Origin of the sequence: Arthrobacter sp. NicSoilB8 (assembly GCF_019977355.1) — a bacterium.
Taxonomy (GTDB): domain Bacteria; phylum Actinomycetota; class Actinomycetes; order Actinomycetales; family Micrococcaceae; genus Arthrobacter.
On the sequence record NZ_AP024655.1, the window covers coordinates 1,475,934 to 1,497,869 of the forward strand.

Here is a 21,936-nt window from a genome sequence, read left to right on the forward strand (position 1 = left end):
GCCCTGCATCACAGGCGTCCTCAGCCCAATGGTCCACAGGGCGTCGATGGCGACGCCGAAGGAGTCTCGATGAGTACGGAAAACGCTGCAAGGCGCGCTGAAGAAACCGACGTCAAAACGTCCGGTCTCAAGAAGGTGGTGGCGGCCTCCATGGCCGGCACCGTGGTGGAATGGTACGAATTTTTCCTCTACGCATCCGCGGCCACACTGGTCTTCGGCAAGGCGTTCTTCCCCAATTCAGGCACGGAACTGGACGGCATCCTCGCGGCCTTCCTCACCTACGCCGTCGGCTTCATCGCCCGCCCGATCGGCGGAATCGTGTTCGGCCACTTCGGCGACAAATTCGGCCGCAAGCAGCTGCTCCAGCTCAGCATTATCCTGGTAGGCGTGTCCACCTTCCTGATGGGCTGCCTCCCCACGTTTGCGCAGATCGGCTACTGGGCCCCGGCGCTGCTGGTCTTCCTGCGCTTCGCCCAGGGCTTCGCCGTCGGCGGTGAATGGGGCGGCGCCGTCCTCCTGGTCGCCGAGCACAGCCCCAGCAAGTCCCGCGGCTTCTGGGCCAGCTGGCCGCAGTCTGCCGTCCCGCTCGGCAACCTCTTCGCCACCGCTGTGCTGTTCATCCTGTCCTCCGTGCTGTCCTCCGCGGACTTCCTCGGCTGGGGCTGGCGGGTCGCCTTCTGGCTCTCGGCAGTGATCGTCCTGATCGGCTACTACATCCGCACCAAGGTCCGCGACGCCCCGATCTTCCTGGAAGCACGCAAGGAGGTCGAAGCAGGCCACAAGGGCTACGGCGTTGCCGAGGTCTTCCGCCGCTACCCCCGCGGCGTGTTCACCGCGATGGGCCTGCGCTTCGCGGAAAACATCCTGTACTACCTCGTGGTCACGTTCTCGATCACCTACCTCAAGACGGTGGTCCACGCCGACACCTCCCGGATCCTGCTGCTCCTGCTGGTGGCGCACTTCATCCACTTCTCCGTGGTGCCCATGGTCGGCAGGCTCTCGGACAGGCTGGGCCGCAAGCCCGTCTACATGGCCGGCGCCGTTCTCGGTGCGACCTGGGGCTTCTTCGCCTTCCCGATGATGGACACCGGAAACGATCTCATCATCCTCGCCGCGGTCATCATCGGGCTGCTCTTCCACGCCCTGATGTACGCCGGTCAGCCGGCCATCATGGCGGAGATGTTCCCGACCCGCATGCGGTACTCCGGTGTTTCCCTCGGCTACCAGGTGACCTCGATCGTGGCCGGTTCGCTCGCGCCGATCATCGCCGTCGCGCTCCTGGGCCAGTTCAAGTCGTCCGTCCCGGTGGCCATCTACCTCCTGATCGCCTGCGCGATCACCGCCGTCGCCGTCTTCTTCCTCAAGGAGACCCGCGGCGTCTCGCTGCACGACGTCGACGCCGCCGATGCCCGGGGCACCGCGGACCTCCTCGCCGCCGGCAAACGGTAGTCCGCCGGTAAACGGCATCCCCGCCGGAAGGGGAAACCCGCCGGGGAAACCCTTTGCGGGGCAGGCTGCCCGGATCCGCGCACTGCGCGGACCCGGGCAACCTGGGTTAACCCGCGGATCAGCCGGACAGCACGTCCTGGCGGTCCCGGATTTCCTGGCGGATCGCCTCCAGTACGGCACGGACCGGGGCCGAGCGCAGCGCCTCGGGCCGGGCCACCGCCCAGATGGGGAGCTGGCGCTGGAAGTCGTCGGGCAGAACGGGCACGAAGCCGGGCCTGCCCGCCACGAGGAAGTTCGGGAGCAGACCGATCCCGCCGCCCCGCCGGACCGCCTCCAGCTGGGCGAAGACGCTGGTGGCCTGGAAGCTGGACCGCGGCACCGGCAGCTGCGTGGAGCGGTGGCCCAGCTCGGCCACCTGGAGCGCCGACTCGACGTAGGAGACAAAGCCGTGCTGCCGGACGTCGTCGAGCGTTGCCGGAAGCCCGTGCTCCTGCGCATACGCGGGACTGGCGTAGAGCCTGAGGAAGTAGTTGCTCAGGAAGATGGCCTGGGCATTTGCGGTCTCCATGGTGCCCACCACCACCTCAAGGTCCACGCCGGAGCGGTTTTGGCTCACCTTGCGGGTGGCGCTGAGCAGCTCCACGTTGAGCAACGGACTGGCCCGCTGGAGCCGCACGAGGGCGGGCGCGAGGAACTCGCTGCCGAAGCCGTCCGGGGTGCTGATGCGGACCAGGCCGGAGACCACGTCGCCGGAGCGGGCGATGCTGCTGGACAGGGCGCCCAAAGTGCCCTCGATGGCCTCGGCCGCGGCGACGGCCCGGCTGCCGAGCTCGGTCAGCTCCCAGCCGTGCGGGCTGCGTTCCAGCGTCCGGCCGCCAAGCTGCTTGTCCAGTGCCAGGACCCGGCGGGAGATGATGGTGTGGGTCGTGCCGAGCGTCTCCGCGACCGCGTTGAACCGGCCCAGCCGCGCCACCGTCAGCAGGATGAGCAGGTCATCGGGGCTCGGAAGCCGACGCAGGTCCACCATGGCCCTCCTTTGTGAGTGTTTGCGGTCAACGGACACGGAGGAATACGGGTCCGGCGGCCGCCGGTGTGCATTTGTGCACATGCCCTCTGTGATTTTTTACCTTGATTGCACTCTAACAGGGTGTGATTGTGGACACTGGGTTGCCGGGCTTTCGGCCCTCAGGCCGGAGCGGGCGGAGGCGCCCGGCAACCACCAAGAAGCACGGCAATCACCAAGCAAAGGAGCTTATGCCATGGCAGTTATCGCCTGGATCGGACTGGGAAACATGGGCGGGTCCATGTCGGTCAACCTCGCCAAGGCCGGACATGAGGTCCGCGGCTTCGACCTCAACGCCGGGGCCGTTGCCGCCGCCGGGGCCGGGGGAGTCACACCGGCCGGCAGCATCGCCGAGGCAGTCGGCGGCGCCGACGTCGTCTTCACCATGCTCCCCAAGGGCGACCACGCCCGGGCCGTATACCTGGGCGAGGCCGGGATCCTGGCACAAGCCGACACCCGGACGCTGCTGGTGGATTCCTCCACCATTGACATCGCCTCCGCCCAGGCCCTGCACGACGCCGCCGCTGCCGCCGGCTTCCGCTTCGTCGACGCGCCCGTCTCGGGCGGCATGAGCGGGGCAAAGGCCGCCACCCTGACCTTCATGATCGGCGGCGAGGCCGGCGCCGTCGCCGACGCCACCGAATACATCAGGCCGATGGCGGCGAACATCATCCCCACCGGCGGCGCCACCACCGGCCAGGCCGCCAAAATCTGCAACAACCTCATGCTCTTCATCAACCTCGCCTCCACGGCCGAGGGCGCGGTCCTTGCCGACCGTCTGGGCCTGGACAAGCAGGTCTTCTGGGACATCGCCTCGGTCTCCTCCGGGGACAGCTGGGCCCTCCGCACCTGGTATCCCGTGGCCGGCGTCGTGCCCACCGCGGCGTCGAACAACGGCTTCGCCCCGACCTTCACCACCGAACTCGCCAACAAGGACATCGGCCTGGCCATCAGCGCCGCCCGCGACACCGGCACCCCGCTGGCGCTGGGCGAGCACGTCCAGCAGCTCTTCCAGCGGCTCATCGATTCAGGCCAGTCCGGGATGGACTGCTCCGCAATCGTCAAGCTGGTCGACGGTTCGCTCGACTCCGCCAACTAGGCACCCTGCTCCCTGCCCCCGGCCTTAACGGCCCCCCACGAAAGAGACCACCCCATGGAACGCATTCCGCACTTCATCAACGGCGCCCTGATTTCCGACGCCGAGCGCTACGGACCCGTCTACAACCCGGCCACCGGCGAGCAGGAAAAGGAAGTTGCCCTCGCCTCCGCCGCCCGCGTCGGGGAAGCCGTCGAGGCGGCCCGCGCCGCCCTGCCCGGCTGGCGCGCCACCAGCCTGTCCAAACGCACCACCATCTTCTTCAAGGTCCGCGAATTGCTCATGCAGCGCCGGCCCGAGCTGGCAGCCCTGCTCACCAGCGAGCACGGCAAGGTCCTCTCCGACGCCGAAGGCGAGATCACGCGCGGCCTGGAGAACATCGAATTCGCTACCGGGCTGTCCCACATGCTCAAGGGCGAGCGCTCCGAGCAGGTGGCCGGCGGCGTCGACGTCCACTCGGTCCGCCAGCCCGTCGGCGTCGTCGCCTGCATCACGCCCTTCAACTTCCCCGCCATGGTGCCGCTGTGGATGATCGGCAGCGCCCTGGCCTGCGGCAACACCGTGCTGCTCAAGCCGAGCGAGAAGGATCCGTCCTCCGCCATCTTCATCGCCCAGGTCTTCGCCGAAGCCGGGCTGCCCGCCGGCGTCCTCAACGTGGTCCACGGCGACAAGGAAGCCGTCGACGTCCTGCTGGAGCACCCTGCCGTGAAGGCCGTCAGCTTCGTCGGCTCGACGCCGATCGCGCAGTCCATCTACAAGCGCGCCGCGGACCACGGCAAGCGCGTCCAGGCTCTGGGCGGAGCGAAGAACCACATGGTGGTCCTGCCGGATGCCGACCTCAACATGGCCGCCGACGCCGCCGTCTCGGCCGCCTACGGCTCCGCCGGGGAGCGCTGCATGGCCGTCAGCGTCCTGGTCGCCGTCGGCAGCATCGCGGATGAACTCGTGGACGCGATCAGCACCCGCATGGCCACGCTCACGATCGGTCCCGGCACGGACCCGGCCTCCCAGATGGGCCCGCTCATCACAGCCGAACACCGTGACAAGGTGGCCTCCTATGTCGCCGGTGCTGCGGACGAAGGCGCCACCGTGGTGGTGGACGGCCGCGAGCAGGAGTTCGATTCCAACGGCTTCTTCCTCGGCGTCAGCCTGATCGATCATGTCAAGCCGGGCATGAAGGTCTACGACGACGAGATCTTCGGCCCCGTCCTCTCGGTGGTCCGCGTCGAGACCTACGCGGACGCCGTGAAGCTGGTCAACGACAACGAGTTCGGCAACGGCGTGGCGATCTTCACCCGCGACGGCGGCGCCGCCCGCCAGTTCGAGTTCGACGTCGAAGCCGGCATGGTGGGCGTCAACGTGCCCATCCCGGTGCCGGTGGGCACCTTCTCCTTCGGCGGCTGGAAGAACTCGCTCTTCGGCGACACCCACATGTACGGCCCGGAGAGCATCCGCTTCTACACCCGCGGCAAGGTGGTCACCACCCGCTGGCCGGACCCCGCCACCTCGGTGATCGACCTCGGCTTCCCCCAGGTGGACTGACCCCCGCCCCCGCATAAACCAACGCGGGGTCACATACGGCCCATCCACGGCAGGATTATGGGCCGTAAGTGACCCCGCGTTGCTGGGCCCCGGGGCGGACGGCAGGAGCCGTCAACGCGGCCGACGTCGACTTCGCCGGGCCCTGCTTCATCCGGTTCTGACTGGTCTAGCCCTTCATGATCTCAGCGCGCTGGGCCATGTAGTCCTCCATGGACAGTTTGCCGTCGCTGTATTTCTGGTCGAGTTCGGCGAGCTTGCGGGCCCGGTAACCCTGCGGGGCCGACGGCGACTGGGGCACCGGCGGTGCCGGCGGCTGTCCCGCGCCCTGCGCGGGGTCCTGCCGCTGCGGCACGTTGTTCAGGTATTCGGGGCTGTCCTCGTAGGGCACGGGGGACTGGTAGCCGGCCGGACTCGGATACTGCTGGCCGGGATACGGCTGGTTCGGGAAGGGCTGCTCGGGAAACCGGGGACCGGTATGAGGCTGCCCGGTATGAGGCTGCCCGGTATGAGGCTGCCCGGGATAAGGCTGCCCGGGGTACTGCTGTCCGGGATTCTGGCCGCCGGGGTAGGGCTGGCCCGGGTACGGACCGTTGGCCTGCCCGGGCTGCTTCGGAGCGCCCAGCTGGCCGAAGCCGCCAAAGTAGTCCTGCTGGGTGTAACCGTCCCGCGGCTGGTTGCTCTGGTTGTTCGGGTTGCCGGGGAACCGGCCGAACTGACCCGGCGTGCCCTGGTTCCGGCCGCGGACTGACCTCCGGTACAGCCGCACGCCCATGGGGATCAGGAACGACAAGACGATGATCCAGAAGAACATACTGCTCACGGTACGGGGCCTTTCAGCTGCTGGGACTTCTCAACGGCGCTCAACGGAGGGCTCCCCGGGAGGGCCTGAGAAATGTGCCTCCAGCTTATGCCCCGCAGGCTCAGGACCGCACCGCGTCCTCGGCGCCCGGCGGGCCCTCGCCCGAACCGAGCGGAACGCCGGGCCCGAACACCGGACCCGGCAGGGGCCGCTTGGCCGTCACGCCGTCGCCGGAGGACCGGTGCCGCAGCCGCCGCACCACCCAGGGGACAAAGTACTCCTTGGCCCACACGAGATCCCCGCTGCGGGCCTCGCGCCAGCTGCGCTGCGGCAGCGGCTTGGGGGAGAGCGGCTCGAGGGTGTGGTCGACGTTGAGGGAATCCAGCACCATGGCCGCGATCGTGTGGTGGCCGAGCGGCGAGAAGTGCAGCCGGTCGGCATTCCACATCTGCGGATCATTGAGCTGGCGCAGGGACCACATGTCCGCGATCACGGCATCGTGGCGCGAGGCGATGGTGCGCAGGTTCTCGTTGTAGATGGCCACCTTGCTGCGGATCCGGCCCAGCACCGTGGAGCCGGTGTCGGGGCCGTTGAACAGGACCACGGTGGCGCCGCCCAGGCTCAGGATCTGCACCACCGAGTCCAGCCTTTCGGCCAGCGCGTCCGGATCGCCGCCCGGACGGATGAGGTCGTTGCCGCCGGCGGAGAGCGTGATGAGGTCCGGCTTGAGCGAGAGGCAATGCGCCAGTTGCTGGTCCACGATCTGCTGCAGGAGCCGGCCGCGGACGGCCAGGTTGGCGTACGCGAAGTCGTTGTGGCCGCGGCTGAGTTCCTCGGCCACCCGGTCTGCCCAGCCCCGGTGGCCGCCCGGGCTGGCGGGCTCCGGATCGCCGATGCCTTCGGTGAAGGAGTCGCCCATGGCCACGTAGCGGGTCCAGGGGTGCGTGACGATGTCCGCGGAGGTCTCCGCTGAGGTGTCCGGTGCATTGTCCATGGCTTCAGTTTCGCTCACCTTCATATCCTGCACTCTTCCCGCAAAGCTACGCCACCGTAGCTTGTTACCGGAAGGTAACTGTAAGAATGGAGCCATGACTGAAGCCGCTGCCTTCCCCGCCCCTGTTGTCCTGTGGTCCCAGCCCGAAGAGGCCCGCGCCGGCAAGCCCCTCCTGGTGCTGCTGCACGGCTACGGCGCCAACGAGCAGGACCTGCTCAGCCTGGCGGACATGCTGCCGGAAGAGTTTGTGGTGGCCTCGCTGCGTGCCCCCCTGGTCTCCGGCCCGGGCTTCACCTGGTTCCCGCTGACGGCGTCCATTGACTATTCGCTCGAAGCCGTCAAGGACGCCGCGGCGTATGTCCAGGACTGGATCGACTCGGTCAGGGCCAACCATCCCTCGGTGACGCTGCTCGGGTTCTCGATGGGCATGGCCATGGCCACCACGCTGCTGCGGCAGCGGCCGGACGGCTACGCCGCCGTCGTCGGGCTCTCAGGCTTTGCCGTCGACGCCGACGGCGACCCGAGCTTCCGCGACGCGGACCTGGACGGAACAGTGCCGATGTTCTGGGGGCGCGACCAGCAGGATCCCGTGATCACGCCGGACAAGATCGACTTCACCATGGGCTGGGTACGCAAGCACGTGAAGCTCACCAAGGTCCTCTACACGGGCATGTGGCACGGCATCAACCAGCAGGAAATCGGCCACGTGGGCGAGTTCCTCACGCACGAGGTCCTCAACAAATAGGCCGGACGACGGCGGCGCGCGGGTGCCGCCGTCAGAGGCGCCGCTGTCAGGCGGCCGGGGGCGCGCTGATCCGCACGGTCTGGCCGTTCACGGTGACGGTGTCGCCGTCGTGCAGCTGGCGGCCCCGGCGCTCGTCGATTTCGCCGTTGACCTTGACCAGCCCGTTCTTGATCAGGTCCGCGGCCTCCACACCGTCCTCGACCAGGTTCGCGAGCTTCAGGAGCTGGCCCAGCCGGATCATGCTGTCGCGGATGATGATGTCTTCGAATTCCGGATTGCTCATATAGGCAATGATGCCTGACCAAAGGTGGCACCAATGACCCACACACCCCGGCTACCGCTCATCGCGGGGCTGCCCATGGCCATCGCGGCGGGGTTGTTCATACCGCTCCAGGGCCGGATCAACGGCGCCCTCGGCGTTGCGCTGGGGGACGGAATCGCCGCCGCCGTCGTCAGCTTCAGTACCGGATTGGCGGTGATGGTGGTCATTTCCCTGGCGCTGCCGAAAGGCAGGGCCGGGCTGGCTCGGATCCTCCCGGCCGTGCGGGAACGGCAGTTTCCGCCCTACTACGTCCTGGCCGGCTGCATCGGGGCGCTCTTCGTCTTCGCCCAGTCCTTCACCGTTGCAGTGCTCGGTGTGGCCCTCTTCACCGTGGCCGCCGTGACGGGGCAGACCCTCAGCGGCCTGCTCGTGGACCGGATGGGGATCGGCCCCGCGGGCAAACGGCCCATCACCGGCATCCGCGTGCTGGGCAGCGTGCTGACCGTCGCCGCCGTCGCGTGGGCCGTGTCGCCCCGGTTCAGCGCCGGGGAAACCGGGCTGCAGCTCCTTCTTCCCGTTCTGCTGCCGGTACTGGCAGGGTTCCTGATGAGTTTCCAGCAGGCCATGAACGGCACAGCCACCGTGCATTACGGATCCCCGATCGCCGCGACGTTAGTGAACTTCATCGCCGGAGCCGCCCTGCTGTGGGCGGCCTGGCTGGTCAAACTCGCCGTGGCCGGCGCCGGTAACCCCCTCCCGGCACAGTGGTGGTACTACCTGGGCGGCCCGCTCGGCTGCATCTTCATCGGCGTCGGCGCCCTCCTGGTCCGCAGCCTGGGCGTGCTGGTCACCGGCCTCGGGATGATCGCCGGGCAGCTGCTGGGCTCCCTCGGACTGGACCTGATATTCCCGGTGCCGGGCACCGTCGTCGCCCTCCCCACTGTCCTCGGCACCCTGCTCACGCTCGGCGCCATCATCCTGGCCACCCTGCCCTGGCCCCGGGGCGCGCTGAAGCGGTAGCGGCCCGGTAGGCTTGGAGCTTGCATCGCACTGTTCGTATCACCCCGTCCGGCAACCAGCCGGTGACCCGGGGCTGACACCGCGGACCGCACCCAGCGGCCCTGTAGAAATTGGAGTTCCCATGGCAGCAAAATCCGTCCTCGACCAGATCATTTCCCTCGCCAAGCGACGGGGATTCGTTTTCCAGGCCGGTGAAATCTATGGTGGCTCCCGCTCTGCCTGGGATTACGGGCCCCTCGGCGCCGAGCTCAAGGAAAACATCAAGCGCCAGTGGTGGCAGTCCGTGGTCCGCGGCCGCGAAGACGTCGTAGGCCTCGATTCCTCCGTCATTCTGCCCCGCCAGGTCTGGGAAGCCTCCGGCCACGTCGATGTCTTCTCCGACCCGCTGGTGGAATGCCTGTCCTGCCACAAGCGCTACCGCGCGGACCACCTCGAAGAAGAGTACGAGGAGAAGAAGGGCCGTCCGGCCGAGAACGGCCTCAAGGACATCGCCTGCGCCAACTGCGGAACCCGCGGCCAGTGGACGGAGCCGCACGAATTCTCCGGCCTGCTCAAGACCTACCTTGGCCCCGTCGCCAGCGAGGAAGGCCTGCACTACCTGCGGCCCGAAACGGCCCAGGGCATATTCGTGAACTTCAGCAACGTCCTGACCACCTCGCGGAAGAAGCCGCCGTTCGGCATCGGCCAGATCGGCAAGTCGTTCCGCAACGAGATCACGCCGGGCAACTTCATCTTCCGCACCCGCGAGTTCGAGCAGATGGAGATGGAATTCTTTGTCGAGCCCGGCACCGACGAGCAGTGGCATGAGTACTGGATGAAGGAACGCATGTCCTGGTACACGGGCCTGGGCATCCGGGAGGAGAACCTGCGTTTCTTCGAGCACCCGCTGGAGAAGCTCAGCCACTACTCCAAGGGCACCACGGACATCGAGTACCGCTTCGGCTTCCAGGGCTCGGAGTGGGGCGAGCTCGAAGGCATCGCCAACCGCACCGACTTTGACCTCTCCACGCACGCCAAAGCCTCCGGCGCGGACCTGAGCTACTTCAACCAGGCCACCAACGAGCGCTACATCCCGTACGTGATCGAACCGGCCGCCGGCCTCACCCGCTCGTTCATGGCCTTCATGATCGATGCCTACACCGAGGACGAGGCCCCCAACGCCAAGGGCGGAGTGGACATCCGCACCGTGCTCAGGCTCGACCCGCGCCTGGCCCCGGTGAAGGCGGCCGTGCTGCCGCTGAGCCGCAACGAGGACCTGTCCCCGAAGGCCAAGGACCTCGCCGCCCAGCTGCGCAAGAGTTGGAACATCGAGTTCGACGACGCCGGCGCCATCGGCCGCCGCTACCGCCGCCAGGACGAGATCGGCACCCCGTTCTGCATCACCGTGGACTTCGACACCCTTGAGGACCAGGCCGTCACCATTCGCGAACGCGACACCATGAGCCAGGACCGCGTGTCCCTGGACAAGGTGGAGGGCTACCTGGCCGCGCGGCTGATCGGGGCCTGATCATGGCCATCGCATACCGAGAATGGCGGGAGGGCGACGACCTCGCGCTGCTGGAAATCTGGGGCGGACCGGAGACGGTGCAGGCCGGCCAGTTCCGCGGCACGCTGGCGCCCTCAGGCAATGCCCCGTGGCGGCGCTGCATCGTGGCCGAGGACGTCGTTGACGGCGTCGCGATTCCCGTGGCGGCCGCCGTAGTCCACGAGGCCTCGCTGCATCCGGAACGGCTCTGGGCGTATATCGAGGTCGCCCGGGACCACCGGCGCACCGGCATCGGATCCACGCTGCTGACCATGCTGCGGCATGAGGCCGCCCAGTCGCCGTCGGGCGTGTCCAAGCTGCGCTGCAAGGTGGAGCCGGGCACCCCCGGGGCGGCGTTTGCCGAGGCCGCGGGCCTGGTCCCTATCCAGCGCTCCCGCCTCGTCGTCGTTGATCCGGCGCCGCTCAAACTGCCGGTGTTCGGCGACGGGTCCGAGTCGGCGGCCACCGACCAAGTCGAAGACCTCGCCACGGGCTCGGTGGAGCTCAGCGATGTCGTGGGCCGCTATTACACCGCCGTGCACAACTGGGACAGTCCGGGGGAGTTGAGCGTGGCCACGGTGCAGCGATTGTTCCTGGATGACCTCAGCGGCGCCCACGGCGCGATCGTGTTGCGGGCGCCCAAGGCCAGCGCCTTCGGGCACGGCATCGCGGCGAGCCGGAAGGGCCGGCTGGAGGGCTTCGCCATCAGCTACGCCCAGGGAACCCCCGGGGCCGGCTCCGATGCCGCCGGGGCTGACAGTGTCGCGGCGGCCGGCTCGTCCGAGCCCACCGAGGTGTTCCTGGGCCACGAGCCCAAGCTTGGCGAGGATGAGGCCCGCGCCGCCGTGCGGGATCTGCTGGCCCTGATCGCCTACCAGCACCCGGTGATGCTGGAACTGGACGACGCGATGGCCGCGCTGCGCGCCGTCGTCGAACCGCTGCTCGAAAGCGGCAAGGCTCACGTCCAGGGCTCCGAAACGCTCGTCGTCTCGGACCCCGCCTGAGTCTCAAGCCAACTGAGTCGCCCCCAACTGACTCGCAGCAGGGGCCGTTATGAAGCGTCAAAACGGCCCCTGCTGCGAGTCAGTTGGGTTAAGCCGGGGCTATCGGCGCCGTGCGTCCGCGCGCCGCGGACCGTCGGCCTCGTCGAGCCGGCGCCGCTCCTGCTCCGTCGGGGCGCCGCCGCCAAGCCCGGCGGGCATCCACCAGGCCCCGGGGCCCGGTTGCAGGGGGAAGTCCGCGATCCCGACGTCGATCCCGTGCTGGAGGATCCCGGCCAGTCGGGCGGTGGCCGGCTGGGCGTCCTGCGCCGGGTCCGGGAGCGAACCCGGAAGGATCGGCTCGCCGACGTGGATGCGGACCGGGGCGCGCCAGGCGCGCCGGGGCGAGAATCTGTGGTGGCGGGTCATCAGCCGGTGCGCGCCCCAGATGGAGACCGGGATGATCGGCACGCCGGCCTCGGAGGCCATCCGCACGGCTCCGGTCTTGCACTCGCGCACCGTGAAGCTGCGGCTGACGCCGGCCTCGGGGAGGATGGCGATGTACTCGCCCGCCTTCAACCGGGCAACTGCGGCGTCGTAGGCGTGCGCCCCCGATCCGTATCCCACCACGACATGTCCGGCGGCGCTGACCGCGGGTCCGGCAAACCAATGGTCCGCGGCACCCTGGGTGATGAGGAAGCGCATCTGGGCGCGGTTGTGCCACCACAGCAGCATCTCCGCGAAGGCAAAGTCGAGGTAGCCGAAGTGCGTGATTGCGACCACCGCGCCCTGGCCGGGCACCACCGGACGGGACGGGCCGCGGGAAGCTTGGGGCGGCGCGGGTTGCGGCAGGTTCTCCCGGCCCGTGACGAGGACACGGATCCGAAACAGCCAGCGCAGCGCGAGCCCCGTGCGGACGATTGACCGGTAGAAGCGGTCGCTGGGCGGCGGCCGCCAGTTCATGCCAGGTCCTTGGCGGAGGGGCCTGTCATGTCGGGGCCTGGAGGTCCAGCGTGTTCCATGTCAGTGCCCGCCGGTCCGCCCGCCTGCGCGCCGCCGGGGCGGCAAAGGCAGGAAGCCGGAGGTGGATTCGATGTATTCCTTGTACCCGGGCCGCGCGGACATGGCCTTTTCCGTCAGGGGTTTCCCGGTCCGGCCCGCCAGCGCCCAGATCATCAGCACGGGGGACAGGATGGTCAGGACGCCGGGCCACGAATCGGCGGCAACCAGGAAAATGCCCGCCCAGACGGCGGCGTCGCCGAAGTAGTTCGGGTGGCGGGTGTAACGCCACAGGCCGGTGTTCAGGACGGTGCCGCGCCGGGCGGGATCGGCCTTGAACTGCGTCAACTGCCAGTCACCGACTGTCTCGAACACAAAGCCAAGGATCCAGAGCAAGACGCCGAGGACCGCCAGCCAGCCCAGGGCGCCGGTGGCGAACATTCCCACTTGGATGGTGAGCGAGACGAAGAACATCACAACTCCCTGGGGCAGATAGACCCGCCGCAGGGCGTAGACGTTGCGTGATCCGGGTGCCGCGGAGAGCATGTCTACATAGCGCGGGTCCTCGTGGCCGCCGCGTGCTCGGACCCCGATGTGGACCGCGAGGCGGACGCCCCACACCGCGACGAGGGCCAGCAGCAGCAGGCGGCGGCCGGCGTCGCCGTGTCCGGCAGACAGCACCCAGGAGATGACGGCTACCACCACGAAGCCAAGGCCCCAGACGGTGTCGATCACGGAGTGCCGGTTCTGCCGCACGGCAACCGCGAAGGTCACTGCCAGCAGAACGATGAGGCCGGCGATGACCCACGGCAGGCTGGCGAGGAAGGCATCAAGCGGGAACGGCGGCATCACAGCACCACCGGCATGCGCGTTCCGGCCGCAGACAGGGGGCCGCGCAATGCGCTGCGTAAGGTGTTCGTGGCGCCGGAGACGTCGGCTCCCGTGGCCTCGCCGAAGGCGTCCAGGATGAAGCCGTCAGCCAGCGAGTTCCATAGCGCCACCCGGCGGAACATGAAATGGCCCGCACCCTTGAGGGAGACGTAGTCAACGGTGGCGGCGACGCCGTCGGCCCGCCGGGCATAGTCCAGTGAGTTGGCCGGGCTGGTCCAGCGGTCGTCGGTGCCGTGGACGATCAAAATCCGGCGGCCGGCCACGGGTTCGACCGGCGTTTCGTGATTGAGCCAGGGGGCCAGCGCCACGACAGCGTCGACCTGCGCATCGTCTGCCACGCACAGTGCGGTGAGGCCGCCCATGGAGTGGCCCAGAAGATACACCGGCACGCCGGGATGTTCGCGGTTGATCCGGGCCAGCGCCCAGCGGGCATCCTGCACCGGGGACATGTCCTCCCCGTTCCATCCCCGGTACCGGTTGCGCAGCGTCCAGACGGCCAGCCCGTGCGGGCCGCCCTGCCGGTTCAGCGCCCGGGCGAAGGGCAGCATCCGGGCAGGGCTCAGGTGCCGGCCGCGGACAGGATCGAAGCTGTCCGCTCGTCCGCCGTGCAGGACCAAGGCGACACCGCGGGTCTCCCCGGCCGCCCCGGCAATGGTCAGCACGGCTTTGGCGGCCGGTCCGGAACGGCCCGCCTCAGGTTCGCGGTCGTCTAGTTTACGCATGGCCACGCGTGTGTCCTTCCAGTCCTTCGTCCGTCAATAACCAACCCTAGGTTGCAGCCGCCGCCCGTCAAGGCCGTCGGTGCCTAGTGTGGATTCGGAGCCGGCGCCCCCCGCGATGGGTGCGGCCAGCGCCCGTGCATTTGACGGTGCCCTTGACGGGGGAATACGGAAAGAGTAGGCATAGGCACGTAAATCTCCGGGCGTCATGCCGGCTGGGAGCGCAGAGAACCGTCCGGGTTGAATCTCACGACGAAATCGACGGTGCAAATAATAATGAACGCAATATCTTTGGATAGCCTGCGGGAGCAAGTGCGCGGGCAGATCATCACGCCCGGCGACGCCGGGTACGACGCGGCGCGTGCGGTCTTTAACGGCATGATCGACAAGCGGCCGGCAGCAGTGGTCCGGGTATCCCAGGTGGCGGACGTCATCGCCAGCGTCCACTTCGCCCGCGACAACTCGCTGGATTTAGCGGTCCGAGGCGGGGGGCACAGCGCCCCGGGCTTTGGCACGTGGGATGACGCCCTGGTCATCGACTTCTCAGGCACCAGGGGCGTGCGGGTCGATCCCGCAGCAGCAACGGCGCGCGCGGAGGCCGGGGCAACCTGGGCTGACTTCAACCACGCGACCCATGCCTTCGGGCTGGCAACTCCTGGCGGCATTGTCGGCTCGACCGGCATCGCCGGGCTGACCCTCGGCGGCGGCATTGGCTACCTGTCCAGGAAACATGGGCTCAGTTGCGACAACCTCCTCTCGGCCGACGTCGTCACGGCAGAGGGAAAGTTCCTGACCGCCAGCGAAAACCAGAACGAGGACCTGTTCTGGGCGCTGCGCGGCGGCGGCGGGAACTTCGGCGTCGTGACGTCATTCGAGTACCGGATGCATCCCGTGGACATGGTCCACGCCGGGATCATCATTTACCCCATCGAGCATGCGGAGACGGTGGCACAGTTTTATCGGGACCACATGGCCTCCGCCCCCGGCGAGTTCGGGGCGTTCCTGGGCTTTCATCAGGGCCCGCCGGTGCCATTCCTGCCCGAGGAGTGGCATGGCAAGCCTGTGTGCGTCATTGTGGGGATGTGGACCGGCGATCTGGCGGAAGGGCCGGCACGGTGGCAGCCGTTCCTGGACGTCGCGCCCGCGGCGGGATCCATGGTGGCGCCAATGCCGTACCCCGTCTTGAACAGCGCATTCGACCCGCTGCAGCCCCCGGGCATGCAGGCCTACTGGAAAGCTGATTTTCTGGCGGAACTCAATGACGGTGCAATCGCCGCGCACATCGAACACGGCAGCAAGGTCCCCAGCGTGCAAACCGCCGTACACCTCTACCCCATCGATGGTGCCGTCCAGCAGGTGGGCGCCACGGACACGGCGTTCGCCAACCGGAACGTGAAGTTTTCGCCCGTGATCGCGGCGCAATGGATGGACGCCGCGGACAACGAAGCAAACATCGCCTGGGTGCGTGACTACGCTGCCGCGCTGCGGCCCTATTCGGCGCCCGGCGGCTACATCAACTTCATGGACGGTGACGACACGTCCCGCGTCGCGGAAAACTACGGACCGAACTATCAGCGGCTGAGGGAGGTCAAAGCCAAGTACGATCCGCAGAACCTCTTCCATGTGAACCAGAACATCGCGCCCGCGTAGGTTGTGCCCAAGGCTTGCGCTGCGCCGGGAGGACGGCGCCCGGGCTTCCGCCGAGAAGGGAGCGCGGCGTCATCCGTCCGGAACGGTCCGGCCCACGACGTAAAGTTTTCGGATGAGGTTGAACTGCTGATGGGCGCCGGACACTCGCACTCCCACACCGAGGACGTCGAGCCGACACCCCGCATGCTGGCGGCGCGGAAGAAGGCCAACTGGATCCTGGCCGCCATCCTGATCCCGCTGACGCTGCTGACCCTGGCGGCCATGGCCATGCTGTGGCCGTCGGGCAGCAAGGACGGCATCAAACTGGCCAGCCCCTACGCGGCTGCCCCCGGCGTGACATTTGACACCGGCAAGATCCAGCGCGTCGTCGTCGGCAGCTGCTCGGATGCCCAGACAAGCGGCGACGCCACCGCGCAGCCCCCGCAGGAGGGCTCGCAATGCACGTTCGCCTACACCGAGCCGGACAAGGGCGGCAACCCGGTGAAAGTCGTCATCAACCCTGACATCGCGAAATCCCACGGAGTGAAACCCGGGGACAACATCCGCTACCTGAACCTGTCCAAGGCACAGGGCGCGTCCGCCGGCCAGGGCTCGCCCGCCTACGTCTTCGTCGACTTTGTCCGGACGCTTCCCATTATCTTTCTGGCCTTGCTCTACGCCGTCGTCGTGATTGCGGTGGCGCGCTGGCGCGGCCTGCGGGCGCTGATCGGTCTGGTCGGGGCCTACGTCGTGCTCGTCTCGTTCATGCTGCCCGGGCTCGTCGAGGGGAAGCCGCCGCTGCTCCTGGCGCTTGTGGGGTCCACGGTGATCATGATCGGGGTGCTCTACTTCGCCCACGGCTTCTCCGCCCGGACGTCGACGGCGCTGCTCGGGACGATGTTCGGCCTCGCCATCACCTCGCTCCTGGCGGCCTGGGCCACCGACGCCGCGAACCTCGCCGGCGTGGGCAGCCACGACGCCGCCACGCTCACCAACATTTCGGACAACATCTCGATCTCCGGCATCATCCTGTGCGGGCTGATCATTTCCGGCCTTGGCGTCCTGAACGACGTCACCATCACGCAGTCATCGGCCGTCTGGGAACTGTGGGAACTCGCCCCCGAAACCAGTGCCCGGCAGCTCTTCGCCTCCGCCATGCGAATCGGCCGCGACCACATCGCCTCCACGGTCTACACCATCGCGTTTGCCTACGCCGGCGCGGCCCTGCCGGTCCTGATTCTCGTCATGCTCTACGAACGTCCGCTCGGGGACGCCCTCACCAGCGCCGAACTATCCGAGGAAGTCATCCGCACCCTCGTCGGCTCCGTTGGACTCGTTCTGGCCGTGCCTGTCACCACCCTCATCGCCGTGCTGGTGGTCAAGGCCACCGGAATCAAGGGAGCCGGGGGCAACGGCCGGCCCGCAGTTCCCGTGCCGGCGCTCGCCGGCGTCGGCGGCGGGTCCGGACCGGCCAGGCCGCGGCCCGCAGACGGCGCGTCCGGAGGGGGCGGGTCCGGGAGCGGGGAATCCGACGGGACCGGCGCGACCGAAGGGACCGAATCGGGCGGCGCCGGGCCTGCCACGCGCCGCGGACGGCGTGCCGCCCTGCGGGGCTGACACGGGGTTCGGCGACACCCGGGCATTCCCGCCCGGCCGGACATTTCCACATAGCTCGGGCGGGATCGGACCGATTTGCCCGTCTTTGAGACAATGGTCGGGTGACTGTTGTAGCAACCCCTCCCGCCCCCAAGCTGGAACTCCCGCCCCTGAAGCTGGGTCCGATCACCGTGGACACCCCCGTGATCCTGGCTCCCATGGCGGGCATCACCAACTCTGCCTTCCGCAGGCTGTGCCGCGAATACGGCGGCGGCTTGTATGTGGCCGAGATGGTCACCTCGCGCGCCCTCGTGGAACGCACGCCGGAGTCGCTGCGCATCATTTCGCACGACGACGACGAGAAAGTCCGGTCCGTCCAGCTCTACGGTGTGGACCCCGTGACCGTCGGCCAGGCCGTGCGGATGCTGGTCGAGGAGGACCGGGCGGACCACATCGACCTCAACTTCGGCTGCCCCGTCCCCAAAGTCACCCGGCGTGGCGGCGGCTCGGCCCTGCCCTGGAAGATCGACCTTTTCACCTCGATCGTCCAGACGGCCGTCAAGGAAGCCTCGAAGGGCAATATTCCGCTGACCATCAAGATGCGCAAGGGCATCGACGAGGACCACCTGACGTACCTCGACGCCGGCCGGATCGCCCGCGATTCCGGTGTCGCCGCCGTCGCCCTCCACGGCCGCACGGCCGCCCAGTTCTATTCCGGCCAGGCCGACTGGTCCGCCATAGCCCGGCTGCGCGAGGCGCTCCCGGACATCCCCGTCCTCGGCAACGGAGACATCTGGTCCGCTGAGGATGCGGTCCGGATGGTCCGTGAAACGGGTGTCGACGGCGTCGTCGTCGGACGCGGCTGCCAGGGCCGGCCGTGGCTGTTCGGCGATCTCATGGCCGCGTTCGAAGGCAGCGACCAGCGGCACCGGCCGGATCTGGGACAGGTGGCTGAAAGCGTGTACCGTCATGCCGAGCTCATGGTCGAGACGTTCGGGGACGAGGGCAAGGCCCTGCGCGAGATCCGCAAGCACATGGCCTGGTACTTCAAGGGCTACGTGGTCGGCAGCGAACTGCGGACCAAGCTGGCCCTTGTCACGAGCCTCGAGGTGCTCCGCGCGACGCTGGACCAGCTGGACCTTGAATCGCCATACCCGGGCGGCGACGCCGAGGGCCCGCGCGGCCGCGCCGGCTCGCCCAAGAAACCCGCCCTGCCCAAGGACTGGCTCCTGAACCGGACACTGGATGACGAGCAGACCCGGGACATCTCCTTCGCCGAACTGGACGTCTCCGGTGGCTGAGACCCGGACCACCGCCCCCGTCCTGGACGGCTACACCTCCCGCGACTCCGCCCGGTGGGTCGAAGAGCCGCCCAAAAGCACGTACCGTTCGGACTTCGAACGTGACCGCGCGCGGGTCCTGCACTCCTCGGCGCTGCGCCGGCTCGGCGCGAAGACGCAGGTGGTGGCCCCGGACACGGACGACTTCGTCCGGACCCGGCTTACGCACAGCCTGGAAGTGGCCCAGGTGGGCCGCGAACTCGGCCGCGCCCTCGGCTGCGATCCCGACGTCGTGGACACCGCATGCCTCAGCCACGACCTCGGCCACCCGCCCTTCGGCCACAACGGGGAAGCGGCCCTCAACGAGGTGGCCCACGCAATCGGCGGCTTCGAAGGAAACGCCCAGACCCTGCGGCTCCTGACCCGGCTGGAGCCCAAGGTCCTCGCCCCCGACGGCAGGCCGGCCGGCCTGAACCTGACCCGGGCGAGCCTGGATGCAGCCGCCAAATACCCGTGGTCCGCCGTGAACGCGCCCGTCATCCACGGGGAGCGGACCAGCAAGTTCGGCGCCTACGAGGACGACCTCCCCATCTTCGACTGGATCCGTGAGGCCGCCCCGGAACGCCGGTCCTGCCTCGAAGCGCAGGTCATGGACCTGGCGGATGACATCTCCTACTCCGTGCACGACGTCGAGGACGCGATCGTCGCGGGCCATTTCCAGCTGCGCTGGATGGACAACCCGGACCACCGTGCCCGCGTCGTCGGCTACGCCAAACAGTGGTACTTGCCGCACAACGACCCGGCCGCGATCGACGCAGCGCTGGGCCGGCTGGAGGCCACGAACGTCTGGGTGCGCGAGGCCGACGGAAGCCGCAAGGCCATGGCTGCGCTCAAGGACATGACCAGCCAGCTCATCGGCCGGTTCTGCCAGAGCGCGCTCGAGGCCACGCGCGCCGTCTACGGCCCGGAAAACCTGACCCGCTACAACGCGGAGCTGATCGTTCCGGATGAGACCGTCATGGAAATCGCGGTGATGAAGGGCCTGGCCACCACGTTCGTTATGACCACCGAGCACCGCCAGCCCATCTACGAACGCCAGCGGGAGGTTCTGCACGCCCTCGTCACCGCGCTGAGCGCCACGGAGGACCGCCATCTGGAACCGATGTTCGCCGCCGACTGGCTCGACGCGGCCGACGACGCCGCGCGGCTGCGCGTCGTGATCGACCAGGTCGCGTCGCTGACGGACGGCTCGGCGCTGGCCATGTACGAGCGTCTCGTGGGCAGCCTGCCGTCGCTGTGGTGACGGCCACCATAGCCGGCCGGTCGGCGTCGTACCCGGGGACTAGGATGGCACTGTGGCTGGCCTGATCAAACGTGAAGACATCGATGAAGTACGCCAGCGCACGGACATCAAGGAAGTCGTCGACGGCTACGTGACGCTCAAGGGAGCCGGGCTGGGGTCCTACAAGGGCCTGTGCCCCTTCCACGACGAGCGCTCACCGTCCTTTACCGTGCGGCCCCAGGTGGGCCGGTACCACTGCTTCGGCTGTGGCGAGGACGGCGACGTCATTTCCTTCGTCCAGAAGCTGGACCACATCTCCTTCCACGAGGCCGTCGAAAAGCTGGCCCACCGGATCGGCTTCGAGCTCCACTACGAGGACGGCGGCTCCGGACCCAACCGGGAAGACATCGGCCGCCGCCAGCGGCTGCTGGACGCGCACAAAGTGGCCGACGAGTTCTTCCGCGCCCAGCTGCTGACTCCCGGCGCCGCGGAGGGCCGCAACTTCCTCTACGGACGCGGCTTCGACCGTGAGGCGGCGGAGCAGTTCGGCGTGGGCTATGCCCCGCAGGGCTGGGACTCGCTGCTCAAGCACCTCCGCGGACGCGGCTACACCGATGCCGAGCTGAAGCTGACCGGCATGTTCTCTGAAGGCGGGCGGGGGATCTACGACCGCTTCCGCGGCCGGCTGATCTGGCCCATCCGGGACATCGCGGGCGAGACCATCGGCTTCGGCGCTCGCAAGCTGTATGAGGATGACCAAGGCCCGAAATACCTGAACACTCCCGAAACCGCGCTGTACAAGAAGTCCCAGGTCCTCTACGGGATTGATCTCGCCAAGCGCAACATCGCCAAGGACCGACAACTTGTGGTGGTGGAAGGCTATACGGACGTCATGGCCTGCCACCTGGCCGGCATACCCACCGCGGTAGCCACGTGCGGCACCGCCTTCGGCACCGAGCACATCAAGATCGCGCGCCGGCTGCTCTCCGACGACGGCAGCGGGGGAGAGGTCATCTTCACCTTCGACGGCGACGCCGCCGGCCAGAAAGCGGCACTGCGCGCCTTCGAGGAAGACCAGCGCTTCGTCGCGCAAACCTTCGTGGCCGTGGAACCCAGCGGCGCGGACCCCTGCGAACTCCGCCAGTCCAAGGGCGATTCCGCGGTCCGGGACTTGATCGGGACCCGCCGCCCGCTGTTCGAGTTCGCCATCCGCGCCACCCTCAAACGCCACAACCTGGACACCGTCGAGGGCCGGATCGCGGCCCTGCGCGAATCCGCGCCCGTGGTGGCACAGATCCGCGACGCCGGCATCCGCCCGGCCTACGCCCGCGAACTGGCCGGCTGGCTGGGCATGCCGGTCGAGGAAGTCAACCGGGCTGTCGGAGTGGCCGCCAAGCGCGCGGCACAGCCTGCATCGGCCGCTTCTGGCGGCAACACGGGCCACGGCCAAGGGACGCGGCAGGGGAGCAGCCAAGGGACCGGGCAGGGCTATGCCGGTTCCGGCCGCGGCATTCCGGGCCCCGGCCCGGGCGTTGCCCCCTTGCCGGCGTCGGCCGTTCTGCCGTCCTTCAACCGGCCTGATCCGCGGGACCCCGTCGCAGCGATGGAGCGCCAGGCGCTCGAGGTCGCCCTGCAGGAACCCGGCATACTCGAGGGCGAGACGTGGGAGCGTTTCTCGGAGGCGCGCTTCTCCACGCCCGCCTACCTCGCCATCCACGAGGCCATCCGGGCCACCGGACTCGCGTTCGCCGGGGATCCGGTGCGCTGGGTGGAGCAGCTCCTGCAGGAGGTCCCTGAGCCGCTGCGTCCGCTCGTGTCGGAACTCGCCGTGGTGCCCCTGCCCGCCAGCACGCCCGAAGGTGTCCTGCGCTACTGTCGGGACATTCTGGCCCGCCTGTTCGAACTCCAGATCACCCGGGTGAAGGCCGAGAAGATGGGCCAGCTCCAGCGTCTGGACGCCTCGGCCGATCCCGAGGATTTCCAGCGGCTGAATCGCGAACTCATGCAGTTGGAGATGCAGCGGAGGTCACTGCGCTCGGACGCCTGAGCCGCCGATTTCGTTTCC

The 21,936-nt window shown here is 68.3% G+C and carries 19 protein-coding genes; 12 read left to right on the forward strand and 7 right to left on the reverse strand.

Annotation, left to right across the window (positions count from 1 at the left end):
• The first annotated feature begins 69 nt into the window (after window positions 1-69).
• Complete coding sequence (locus LDO15_RS06555) at window positions 70-1,449, forward strand: MFS transporter (RefSeq protein ID WP_223985206.1); 1,380 nt, start codon at window positions 70-72, stop codon at window positions 1,447-1,449.
• 118 nt (window positions 1,450-1,567) lie between these two features.
• Here LDO15_RS06555 and LDO15_RS06560 read toward each other — a convergent pair whose 3' ends face one another.
• A complete protein-coding gene (locus LDO15_RS06560) occupies window positions 1,568-2,467 on the reverse strand; it encodes a LysR family transcriptional regulator (RefSeq protein WP_223987151.1) in 900 nt (299 codons plus the stop codon).
• Between the two features lie 241 nt (window positions 2,468-2,708).
• Between LDO15_RS06560 and mmsB the strand changes: the two genes are divergently transcribed.
• Both mmsB and LDO15_RS06570 read left to right on the forward strand, forming a co-directional pair.
• Entirely contained in the window at window positions 2,709-3,611 is a 903-nt protein-coding gene (mmsB, locus tag LDO15_RS06565; protein WP_223985208.1) for a 3-hydroxyisobutyrate dehydrogenase, read from the forward strand.
• Window positions 3,612-3,665: 54 nt separating this feature from the next.
• Window positions 3,666-5,150 (forward strand): CoA-acylating methylmalonate-semialdehyde dehydrogenase, encoded by a 1,485-nt coding sequence (locus tag LDO15_RS06570; RefSeq protein WP_223985211.1) that lies wholly within the window; start codon window positions 3,666-3,668, stop codon window positions 5,148-5,150.
• 166 nt (window positions 5,151-5,316) lie between these two features.
• On the opposite strand, the gene LDO15_RS06575 is transcribed toward LDO15_RS06570, so the two are convergent.
• Both LDO15_RS06575 and LDO15_RS06580 read right to left on the reverse strand, forming a co-directional pair.
• Complete coding sequence (locus tag LDO15_RS06575; protein ID WP_223987154.1) at window positions 5,317-5,961, reverse strand: hypothetical protein; 645 nt, start codon at window positions 5,959-5,961, stop codon at window positions 5,317-5,319.
• Window positions 5,962-6,070: 109 nt separating this feature from the next.
• Window positions 6,071-6,943: an SGNH/GDSL hydrolase family protein gene (locus tag LDO15_RS06580; protein ID WP_223987156.1), complete on the reverse strand. Its 873-nt coding sequence runs from the start codon at window positions 6,941-6,943 to the stop codon at window positions 6,071-6,073.
• 94 nt (window positions 6,944-7,037) lie between these two features.
• On the opposite strand from LDO15_RS06580, the gene LDO15_RS06585 reads away from it, so the two are divergent.
• On the forward strand, window positions 7,038-7,688 hold the full coding sequence (locus LDO15_RS06585) for a phospholipase (RefSeq protein ID WP_223985213.1): 651 nt from the start codon (window positions 7,038-7,040) through the stop codon (window positions 7,686-7,688).
• Window positions 7,689-7,734: 46 nt separating this feature from the next.
• On the opposite strand, the gene LDO15_RS06590 is transcribed toward LDO15_RS06585, so the two are convergent.
• Window positions 7,735-7,971, reverse strand: a complete 237-nt coding sequence (locus LDO15_RS06590) for an RNA-binding S4 domain-containing protein (protein WP_223985215.1) — start codon at window positions 7,969-7,971, stop codon at window positions 7,735-7,737.
• A 33-nt stretch (window positions 7,972-8,004) separates the two neighbouring features.
• Between LDO15_RS06590 and LDO15_RS06595 the strand changes: the two genes are divergently transcribed.
• The 3 genes from LDO15_RS06595 (at window position 8,005) to LDO15_RS06605 (ending at window position 11,499) form a co-directional block, all read left to right on the forward strand.
• Window positions 8,005-8,970: a DMT family transporter gene (locus LDO15_RS06595; RefSeq protein ID WP_223985217.1), complete on the forward strand. Its 966-nt coding sequence runs from the start codon at window positions 8,005-8,007 to the stop codon at window positions 8,968-8,970.
• A gap of 121 nt (window positions 8,971-9,091) precedes the next feature.
• Window positions 9,092-10,477, forward strand: coding sequence for a glycine--tRNA ligase (locus tag LDO15_RS06600; RefSeq protein ID WP_223985219.1), 1,386 nt, complete (start codon window positions 9,092-9,094; stop codon window positions 10,475-10,477).
• A gap of 2 nt (window positions 10,478-10,479) precedes the next feature.
• On the forward strand, window positions 10,480-11,499 hold the full coding sequence (locus LDO15_RS06605; RefSeq protein ID WP_223985221.1) for a GNAT family N-acetyltransferase: 1,020 nt from the start codon (window positions 10,480-10,482) through the stop codon (window positions 11,497-11,499).
• A gap of 99 nt (window positions 11,500-11,598) precedes the next feature.
• Here LDO15_RS06605 and LDO15_RS06610 read toward each other — a convergent pair whose 3' ends face one another.
• Genes LDO15_RS06610 through LDO15_RS06620 form a run of 3 tightly spaced genes read right to left on the reverse strand, consistent with a single transcriptional unit; the run spans window position 11,599 to window position 14,087 of the window.
• Window positions 11,599-12,438, reverse strand: coding sequence for a lysophospholipid acyltransferase family protein (locus LDO15_RS06610; RefSeq protein WP_223985223.1), 840 nt, complete (start codon window positions 12,436-12,438; stop codon window positions 11,599-11,601).
• A 60-nt stretch (window positions 12,439-12,498) separates the two neighbouring features.
• Window positions 12,499-13,323 carry a DUF1295 domain-containing protein gene (locus LDO15_RS06615; RefSeq protein WP_223985226.1) on the reverse strand — a complete coding sequence of 275 codons (825 nt, stop codon included), beginning with the start codon at window positions 13,321-13,323 and terminating at the stop codon, window positions 12,499-12,501.
• On the reverse strand, window positions 13,323-14,087 hold the full coding sequence (locus tag LDO15_RS06620; RefSeq protein WP_223985230.1) for an alpha/beta fold hydrolase: 765 nt from the start codon (window positions 14,085-14,087) through the stop codon (window positions 13,323-13,325). Before LDO15_RS06620 ends, LDO15_RS06615 begins: the two co-directional genes overlap by 1 nt.
• A gap of 273 nt (window positions 14,088-14,360) precedes the next feature.
• Between LDO15_RS06620 and LDO15_RS06625 the strand changes: the two genes are divergently transcribed.
• The 5 genes from LDO15_RS06625 (at window position 14,361) to dnaG (ending at window position 21,918) form a co-directional block, all read left to right on the forward strand.
• Complete coding sequence (locus LDO15_RS06625) at window positions 14,361-15,734, forward strand: FAD-binding oxidoreductase (protein ID WP_223985232.1); 1,374 nt, start codon at window positions 14,361-14,363, stop codon at window positions 15,732-15,734.
• Between the two features lie 129 nt (window positions 15,735-15,863).
• Window positions 15,864-17,330 carry a YibE/F family protein gene (locus LDO15_RS06630; RefSeq protein WP_223985234.1) on the forward strand — a complete coding sequence of 489 codons (1,467 nt, stop codon included), beginning with the start codon at window positions 15,864-15,866 and terminating at the stop codon, window positions 17,328-17,330.
• 101 nt (window positions 17,331-17,431) lie between these two features.
• On the forward strand, window positions 17,432-18,610 hold the full coding sequence (dusB, locus tag LDO15_RS06635; protein ID WP_223985236.1) for a tRNA dihydrouridine synthase DusB: 1,179 nt from the start codon (window positions 17,432-17,434) through the stop codon (window positions 18,608-18,610).
• A complete protein-coding gene (locus tag LDO15_RS06640) occupies window positions 18,603-19,892 on the forward strand; it encodes a deoxyguanosinetriphosphate triphosphohydrolase (RefSeq protein ID WP_223985239.1) in 1,290 nt (429 codons plus the stop codon). Before dusB ends, LDO15_RS06640 begins: the two co-directional genes overlap by 8 nt.
• A gap of 52 nt (window positions 19,893-19,944) precedes the next feature.
• Complete coding sequence (gene dnaG / locus LDO15_RS06645; protein WP_223985241.1) at window positions 19,945-21,918, forward strand: DNA primase; 1,974 nt, start codon at window positions 19,945-19,947, stop codon at window positions 21,916-21,918.
• Window positions 21,919-21,936: the final 18 nt, after the last annotated feature.